The organism is Bacteroidales bacterium (genome assembly GCA_041671145.1).
Taxonomy (GTDB): domain Bacteria; phylum Bacteroidota; class Bacteroidia; order Bacteroidales; family JAHJDW01; genus JAQUPB01.
In genome coordinates this window covers 1-8159 of sequence record JBAZBZ010000063.1, presented here as the reverse complement: position 1 = coordinate 8159, position 8159 = coordinate 1, and the positions used below count along the sequence as shown (strand labels likewise).

Sequence of the window (8159 nt, the reverse complement as noted above, 5' to 3'; positions counted from 1 at the left end):
AATTGTGCGCTGTTGTTGTTTTTCATATGATTTGGGTTTAAATTATTATTATTAAAAATTGATTTCTTTACTTTTGGAATGTGCATTTTTTGAAATACGCACATTTTTAATTTTGCTTTGCCTTTCCTCGTATTCTAAATAACTTGCTATTCGTGCTTCATCAATAACTTTTTTTGAGTATCGTTCAAACTTATCTTCCAAATCAGGCCAATCGGTTGTCGGAGGAAATACTTGCTCCCCCTCATTGTCGGTGGATATATAAACCATTAAATCTTCACCGTCTGAAAAATTCTGATAAATGTATCCGACCTGCTTCTTTGTGCCATCAGGCATAATACAATTAACAATGACAGGGTCTCCAGTTGCCTTAGGCATACTAAATTCTGTTGAAATTTTATTTGGTATTTTGGTTGTCATACTTAATTACCTTTCCATTTCTTGTTCTCTGTTGTTTTCAATATTCTTCTCTCTGATTTTTTCAAGTTCCAGTTCTCTATCAGTTTTCTCAATGCTCTGCTCAGTTTCGTTTTTAGGAGCTTCAATCGGTTTTGGAGTTTTTGACACTTCCTGCTTTTGTTCTTGGCTATTCTTGCCTCTTATTGCTTTTAATTTATCTTCTCTTTCGGTTGGTTGTGGCTCATTGCCGTATTCGGGTATTCTGTTTGGATTAGCCAGTTCCCTGCCGTATTGCCTGAATTTCTTTTTTAAGGTTTTTATGTCTTTAGTATCAATAAAAATTGGAAGGTCGTTTATATCAGTAGCACGATATTCCATCTGGTTGGTTTCATAATTGAATCTGTAAAAGATTTTACCTACGGGATATCTTTTGCCCTCGAGTACTTGTATTACTGATATTTTTTGTAATTTTTTTAAATTTTTAGTGTACTCAACAAAAATCATTTGGTTGTCATCTAAAATCATGGCTTTAGGGTTTTAAGGTTTATATTTATTTTTTATTTAAAGTACTTGTGTTCTTGTTTACCTCGCTATTGTTTTGTTTGCAATATTGACACTATGTTTTATTTTTGTTTTTTTATAAATTCCGAGATATTTTATTACTTTGTATTAGTTTTTTTAATTCATTAAAAAAATCTTTGCGTTTTATATTCAGAAAAACGCAGATTGAGATTAAAAAAGGACACGGAACGGAGAAGAAAAAAATATTTTAAAAACCTTGTCCGATTTTTAAAAATATTTCGTCTTATATCACAGAAGACCATTTTTTATACCAAACAAAAAAATGAAAACTTCGGAAAACCTAAGAAAGTTAATATGCCAAATTCAACTTTTAAACTCAGAAACACCGCAGGAAAAAGAAAATGCAAGCAAAGCATTCACTAAATTAATGTCAAAGAGAAAATACATAAGCAGTATTGAAAATATTACTTTTTCTTTTTGCAGAAAAAGAGAAGAACCATCAATGCAAGGGAGCGATTTTGCTCAGGAAATATTATTGAAGATATATTATAATCTGCATCAATTTCCTGAGCATGATTACAATGACGAAGAATTGGAAAATAAGTTTACTGCTTGGATAAAAAGGGTTTCAATAAATCATATGATTGATGACAAACGCAAAAAGGATCGTATTAAGATGGCTTCAAATAGTTTTGATGTAGAAGATAAAGACAAAATTGATAAAAAATCAAGAATTGATAATTATGTTGGCTATGACAACAGTGATATTACGAACAGAGAGTTTTTCAAACACCACAAAATGATTCTTTCATTTATGGATAAGAATTTGTCTGAGAAAGCAGTTGAATTTTTATTAGAGGTGGGTTCTGAAAAAGCACAGGATATTTCAAAGGAAAGAATAATGCAAAAGTTTAACATTCCGACAGAGAGTGCTTTTATGAGAGCTAAGAACAGGGCAAAAAAGGACTATGAGAAGGTAAAGGAATATATAAAAAAATCGTGTATTTGACATTTAACAAGGCATATAGTAATATGTTGAAAGTTTAACAGTTCTTAAAGCAAACAATTATGAGTGCCGAAAAAAAACATAAAAAAGGAAAAGTTAAAAAAACAACAATTCCTTACAAAGAATTTGTTGCCCGAATTAAATCTCAAATAATATTAGGTATGTTAAAAATACGTGATGATGTTTTATTAGAAAAAGTTAATTTGGCGCATCAACAATACAAAAAAGAGCTTAAGGAATTTTTAAATAGTCCAATAGACATTGAAAAAATCATTGAAAAAGCTCATAGCAGAATTAATTCCGAAAAAGGTAGTTCTTAATTTTAGAAAATATCTTTTAATGAAAAAGCCACAGAAATGTGGCTTTTGTTTTTGTCGCAATACCCTTACAAATTACCGCACGATCCAAGCTACACCAGAGTAAATTGTAAGCATATTGCTTAAAATAAAAGCAAGAGTATAACTTTGCGAAAACAGAATTAATCCTCACTCATTTTCGCAAAGCCATACACTTGCAAGCACTCACACTTGACTGCCGTCTCAGTTCTAATGCTTAAATGATTTTTCTGTTGATTTAATTTTTGTTTTGTTTAAAGTGTATTTACGAGAGAAATAGAAATTTCATTATTGAATTCTATTTTTTGCCAACCCACTTGGAATTTATTCCAGTGGGTTTTTTACTTGACTATTTATTTTGTGGAGCTATGCTCTCAAACAGAATAAGTTTTTTAAACAAATAAATAACTAAAACCCTTGAAATATGAAAAAGACAAAAACAAAAAAAGCTGTAAGCACTAAGAAAAGTAATGTTTCAGCTAAAAAGCAAAACGAGAAAAAATCTCAGAAACAAACTATTAAGGCAGAACCAAAACAAACGCCAAAAGCAAGAACGGAAAACAAAAAGAAAGTTGAATATCCAGACTGGACAAAGCCCGAACATTTAAATGAAAAGGATTGTAAGGACTTGCGAAGATTTTACGAATTGTATCAAGAACAAAAATTTGATGTTGCACTTAACTTTGCTTCATCACTTGATACCGCTGTCAGAGATGAAATTCCTGTCGGTATTTGGGCAGAAATAGGCGGAGAGCTAACTCCAAGCGGAGAAGAAGAATTGCAGAAAAGCAAAAAGAAAGAAGAAGTAAAGCCAGAGCAAAAAGAAATACGAAAAGAATTAAATCATTTTCAAAGTCCTTATGTTTTAAAAGATGATAAACTGCTTGCTACAACAGAAGAATTCTTTATCGGAGACGAACACACTAACGAAGCAAAGTTTTATAAGGAGAGTGATCTGGAAGAATTTATTACCAAACATCACAAAACGCTTTTCGGCGAAAATACTGTTGTTATTGATAATACGAAAAGCAAAAATGAGTTTTTCCCAAAAATGTTTCTGTTTGACTTTAGTGATAAAGAAAAGCCAAGAATGTATATTATTGAGATAATATTATCGGAAAACAACTTGGGGCTTTTATATGCTCGTATTACTCATTTTCTCGCTTATTTAAGAAGTAAAAATTATCAAAATGATTTTATTGTTGAGCTTTGCAATGTTATCAATGCAAACGATGAAACTAAAAACGAGTTAAAAAGCTATCTTTATGAAGAACAGGAAATATCAGAACTTTTATCAGATATGCTTGATAACAAGCCAGCAATACTGATTTTGAAAGACAATGAAAATGTTGTTTTGGATTTAATGCAAGCTGTATATATTGAAACATGGGGTAAGATGGTAAGGCAAATACTCGTTAAAAAGTATTATTGCAATAACAATACTATTTTCAATGTAAACCCGCTTTTTGCTGATATTTGGAAAAATGACAAGCAGAAAAAAGAAGAAGCTGTAAAATTAACCGAGAATGATCACTTGTGCGAATTGCCCGATAGAATAAGAAAAATCTACAATGATATTAAATCTGCATTACTTGAAACAGACAGCACACTTGAGTTTAATCCAAAGAAGCATTACATCTCAATTCGTAAAAACAAAAACCTTGCTTTCTTGCATTTAAGAAGAAAGAATGTTGATATTGTTGTAATGAACGAAGAAAGCGACACGCGAGAAAGAGTAAAACTTCATCGTATTAAATCGCTTCCCGAATCGGTAAAAAGGTTTTGGAATGGCGAATGTTGCACTATTGTTGTTGAAAATTCTGATAATTTGCAGGAAGTAATTGAATTGTTAAAAATGATTGTTGGGAAGTCTAATAAATTTATTGATTAATTACTAAATGCCACTTCATTACTTTTAGTGGCATTTTTTATTTGCAAAATTTGTGTGTTTTTGTTTTTTGCTAATTGATGTAAATGCTCTTAATTATTCTAATTTTCTTTTAAGAGTATTTGCTTAATTTATTTAATGAATAAAGAAATTTTCGCTGCTGTCTATTTCTATTTTATTTTAGAATTTGTATCTGGAACAACTGCGGCATGAGCTTTCGGAAGCTCAAATATATATTTACCTTCAGGAGTTTTATGAAATTTTGCTTTTTGTAATAGTATATCTTCAGGTTTTTTTTTAAACTTTTTTTTCCCATAATTATAAAATTCTCCAGTAATATATTTAATTTTCCCAGATGGAACATTAGGGATTTTTTTTATTATCTTTTCCCCCATAGGATGATGCTCTTTTTTTTCGTTATCAAAAATGATAGGTTTAGTCTCTGTATGTATATTTCCAGCAACAACAAGTGTTTTATATTTCGATAAATTCTCTATAATATTGTTTGCCATATCCGCATCACGTTCATTCCATTTGCCAGTTGGAATCTTTTCATCAAAGCAGATAAGATTTTCAATTAATCCTTCATTTTTCATTTTTTTCAGCAAAGCAAAATGTCCAGCTGTAATTCTCCCATCAGGGCTATCTTTTATATTTTCGAAATCTATTTCTTCTGTTTGCAAAAAATATTTTACTGCTTTTTCCATTTTTATATCCCATTCTAAAGCTAAATTTTTGAATCCGTATTTTTTAAAAATAGTATAAATTATATTAGGATTTTCTTTTACTCCATGCGTTTCGCCTAAAAGAAATAATTTTGTATGATTCAGTTCTGACGAGAGAGAATTTGAACTAATTTCGTCAAATTCTGTTTCTATCTCTTTAATTTCAGTATTTTTGATTGCTTCAATAAAAGCAAGCTTATCTTGCTCAAGATTTCTTTCCTGCTTAAATTTTTGTTCAAATTTGTTTATTTGATAATTTTATCATATCAGGTAATTTAGTGCAAATTTACTTAGTTAAATAGCTGTATGGATTGAATGTTAAAATATTTTATTTTTGTGTTTTAAAAAAATATTTAACTTTGAAAAAAAAAGAGAAAATATGAATAAATTTAAAACAACTGACAAAGTACCATTTACACTTTTGTACGCCGAAGAATCCAAAATTATTCTTGAAGAACCTAAAGGAAAGTATGACGACGAAAGCCAAATGTTTATTGGACAAGATGTTCGAATGCAAACAACATGGTCGCGAACATCAACAACAGGAATATTCAATACTGATCCTGATGAAGATACAGACGATTGATTCTCATGAAGATAAAGATGACAACTATTCATTTTGTAAATTCTTCATTATTAACTTTTAACGCTTTTTATATTTTGTTTATATTTAATGAATGAAAGAGGTTTTAATTGTTACTCAAAAATCCGATCCTCATACAGATGCAGTAATTGCTGAACTTAAAAAGATGAAATGTCATGTTTTTCGTTTAAACTCTGAATCACTTCTTGACTTTTATTTATTGAACCTTGGTTATGACGAAAAATATAATTTTTATGGCTTTTTATCTGATAAATTAAATCGTAAAGTTAACCTTAAACAACTTGTAGCTGCATACTATCGTAAACCTATTACAGTAAGTCCTCATCGCGAATTAGAGATTGACGGAGCAAAAGATTTTTCTTCATTAGAAGGAAGCATCGCACTTAAATTTCTTTATACTTTTCCAAACCTAAAATGGATAAATAATCCATTCAATAACAAGCAAGCACAAATTAAATTTGGACAACTTAATACGGCTTCTAAATTTGGTTTACGAATACCAAGAACGCTTGTAACAAACGACCCAAAGAAAGCTGCTTTATTCTTCAAAGAGATGAAAAATCAAGTTCTTTGTAAAAGTTTACAAACAAATTCTGTTCAAGTGAACCAAATACCTGTTCATACTTTCTCACACAAGTTAACTAAAGAAGAACAAGAAAATTATCTTGATAATATTCGCTATACTCCTACGCTTATACAGGAATATATTGAAAAGAAAACAGAGCTAAGAGTTAATGTAATCGGCAATAAAGTTTTTGCAACAGAAATATATTCTCAAAGTTTAGATGCAACTAAACACGACTGGAGAAAAGCAAATCCGTGGACAATACAACACAGTCCATTTCAGTTGCCAAAACGACTTGAGCAATCATTAATAAAATTTGTTCATTCATACAATCTTTATTTTAGTGCCATAGATTTAATTAGAACTCCTCAAAATGAATTTGTTTTTATTGAAAATAATCCTAACGGACAATGGTATTGGATTGAATTGCAAACAAAACAACCATTGGCTAAAAGCATTGCAAAACTTCTTCTATCCTAAAAGTATACGCACTTTAAAAACGAGTTTTGTTATCATTTTTATATATAATTCTTTGTCAGCACCTCCGTCTTTGTTTTTCGCTTACCTAAAGCCACAGATACGGATATCCCCTCAATCTTTGTAGTGTGCCATTTATGTTTTTTTGTATATTTTTCAATAAGTTCGGAAGGATAGGAGCTAAGAATAAACTTCCCTTTTATTTCAGAAAGTATTTTTAAAAGATTTTCAAAATCCTGTTCAGTATAACCTTTGTAATGTCCCATATCAGCGTTGAAATAGGGAGGATCGCAATAAAAAAATGTATTTTTGCTATCCCATTGCCTAATTACTGCTAAAGCGTTTCTGCTTTCAATCTGCGTTAATTCAAGGCGTTTAGCATATTCTTCAGTAAAATTATTTCTTTTATTATTTAAACGGCTTGCTGTTGAATTTTTCTGCAAATCACATCTCCAAGTACCACCAAGCATTGAAGCGAAGCTTTGATTTGCTAATGTCCATATAGCCCAAGCACGCCTTACTTCATTAAATACTCTTGGATATTTCATTACCACTTCTGCTGTTTGATGTTCTTCTCTGCTATGTAGTGTAGCTTTAATTTCTTTGCTTAATTCTCTGTAATTTGTTTTTAATACTCTGTAAAAGTTTATTAGTTCCCCGTTATTATCATTTATTACTTCAACTTCTGCTTTTGGCTTTGCAAAGAATATTGCACCACCTCCAAAAAACACTTCACAATAAATTTTATGTTCAGGAATTATTGATATTATTTTTTTAGATAATTTTTGCTTCCCTCCATAGTAAGTAAGCGGTGGTTTCATATTATTTTATTATAGGTTCTTTATTGCATTTCCAGTTGAATAAAAATATTTTATCTTCTCCTGCAATCCTTTTTAATTCCTTTTCAGTTCCCTTCAACTTTACATCAAAATAAGATACGCCGTGACTGAAATTATCCGAATCGTTGTATGAGAATTTTACTTTTTTAAGTTTTACATTCACTTTTGAATTGCGAATAATTCTCTTAATGTTTTCTTTAACTTTTTTGTTTGCTATTTCTGGGTTCTTGTTTAATATATCAATAAGTAAATTATAATCATCTTCGTGCTTTAAAACAGAGAAAGCCAACTCCTCAAGAGAAATGACAAATAATGCTTCTATTGTTATTATTTTTTCTTTAAATTTTTTTGACATGAATTTTCTTATAAAAACTAATTATTTATAAGGTTAACCAGCTTTTATCTTTTGTAAGTTCGTATAAGCGATTTTTAGCGTTTTGATATGAAATGGATGAATGATGGCAGGTTTCAATAATTCTTTTGTAGTAAGCAATGTCATTAGCTCTTTTGATTCCTATTTTTCTTTTTGATAAAACTTTATTTTTCTTCATAGTTTTAATTTTTTATTATTAATAATATTTTTTTGTAAGAGTTAATTTTGTATAGTTTCTTTTGTAATACGCATATTCTGCGTTAGTTCGTGTAAATCTTTGCGTAAGTTCTCTGCAAATTCTGCGTTAGCTGAATCAGTTATACAGGGTTCTTCACAGTTTTTACACTCTTTTTCCACAACCGCAAATAATGCGGAAGCAGGAGAAAAGAAAAGCTTTTGCTGTCCTTTGCGTTTGTCGGGAGTGTCAAG

12 protein-coding genes are annotated in these 8159 nt (G+C 30.1%); 5 read left to right on the top strand and 7 right to left on the bottom strand.

From position 1 onward, the window contains the following. Positions 1-51: 51 nt before the first annotated feature. On the bottom strand, positions 52-417 hold the full coding sequence (locus WC223_13435; protein MFA6925242.1) for a hypothetical protein: 366 nt from the start codon (positions 415-417) through the stop codon (positions 52-54). Between the two features lie 6 nt (positions 418-423). Beyond that, entirely contained in the window at positions 424-921 is a 498-nt protein-coding gene (locus WC223_13430) for a hypothetical protein (GenBank protein ID MFA6925241.1), read from the bottom strand. Positions 922-1240: 319 nt separating this feature from the next. Between WC223_13430 and WC223_13425 the strand changes: the two genes are divergently transcribed. The 3 genes from WC223_13425 (at position 1241) to WC223_13415 (ending at position 4150) form a co-directional block, all read left to right on the top strand. After that, positions 1241-1927 (top strand): hypothetical protein, encoded by a 687-nt coding sequence (locus tag WC223_13425; protein MFA6925240.1) that lies wholly within the window; start codon positions 1241-1243, stop codon positions 1925-1927. A gap of 59 nt (positions 1928-1986) precedes the next feature. Continuing rightward, positions 1987-2244: a hypothetical protein gene (locus WC223_13420; GenBank protein MFA6925239.1), complete on the top strand. Its 258-nt coding sequence runs from the start codon at positions 1987-1989 to the stop codon at positions 2242-2244. Between the two features lie 439 nt (positions 2245-2683). Further along, positions 2684-4150 (top strand): DUF5655 domain-containing protein, encoded by a 1467-nt coding sequence (locus WC223_13415; GenBank protein ID MFA6925238.1) that lies wholly within the window; start codon positions 2684-2686, stop codon positions 4148-4150. A 167-nt stretch (positions 4151-4317) separates the two neighbouring features. On the opposite strand, the gene WC223_13410 is transcribed toward WC223_13415, so the two are convergent. Further along, positions 4318-4854, bottom strand: coding sequence for a hypothetical protein (locus tag WC223_13410; GenBank protein MFA6925237.1), 537 nt, complete (start codon positions 4852-4854; stop codon positions 4318-4320). 397 nt (positions 4855-5251) lie between these two features. On the opposite strand from WC223_13410, the gene WC223_13405 reads away from it, so the two are divergent. Both WC223_13405 and WC223_13400 read left to right on the top strand, forming a co-directional pair. Further along, positions 5252-5458, top strand: a complete 207-nt coding sequence (locus WC223_13405; protein MFA6925236.1) for a hypothetical protein — start codon at positions 5252-5254, stop codon at positions 5456-5458. A 91-nt stretch (positions 5459-5549) separates the two neighbouring features. Next, positions 5550-6521, top strand: a complete 972-nt coding sequence (locus WC223_13400; GenBank protein MFA6925235.1) for a hypothetical protein — start codon at positions 5550-5552, stop codon at positions 6519-6521. 38 nt (positions 6522-6559) lie between these two features. Here the strand turns inward: WC223_13400 and WC223_13395 are convergent, their stop codons facing one another. The 4 genes from WC223_13395 to WC223_13380 form a co-directional block, all read right to left on the bottom strand. Further along, positions 6560-7339: a DNA adenine methylase gene (locus WC223_13395; protein MFA6925234.1), complete on the bottom strand. Its 780-nt coding sequence runs from the start codon at positions 7337-7339 to the stop codon at positions 6560-6562. Between the two features lies 1 nt (position 7340). Next, positions 7341-7712, bottom strand: a complete 372-nt coding sequence (locus WC223_13390) for a hypothetical protein (GenBank protein ID MFA6925233.1) — start codon at positions 7710-7712, stop codon at positions 7341-7343. Between the two features lie 25 nt (positions 7713-7737). Continuing rightward, a complete protein-coding gene (locus WC223_13385) occupies positions 7738-7908 on the bottom strand; it encodes a hypothetical protein (GenBank protein ID MFA6925232.1) in 171 nt (56 codons plus the stop codon). 41 nt (positions 7909-7949) lie between these two features. After that, positions 7950-8159: hypothetical protein (locus WC223_13380; protein ID MFA6925231.1), on the bottom strand; the 210-nt coding region annotated here is incomplete at its 5' end.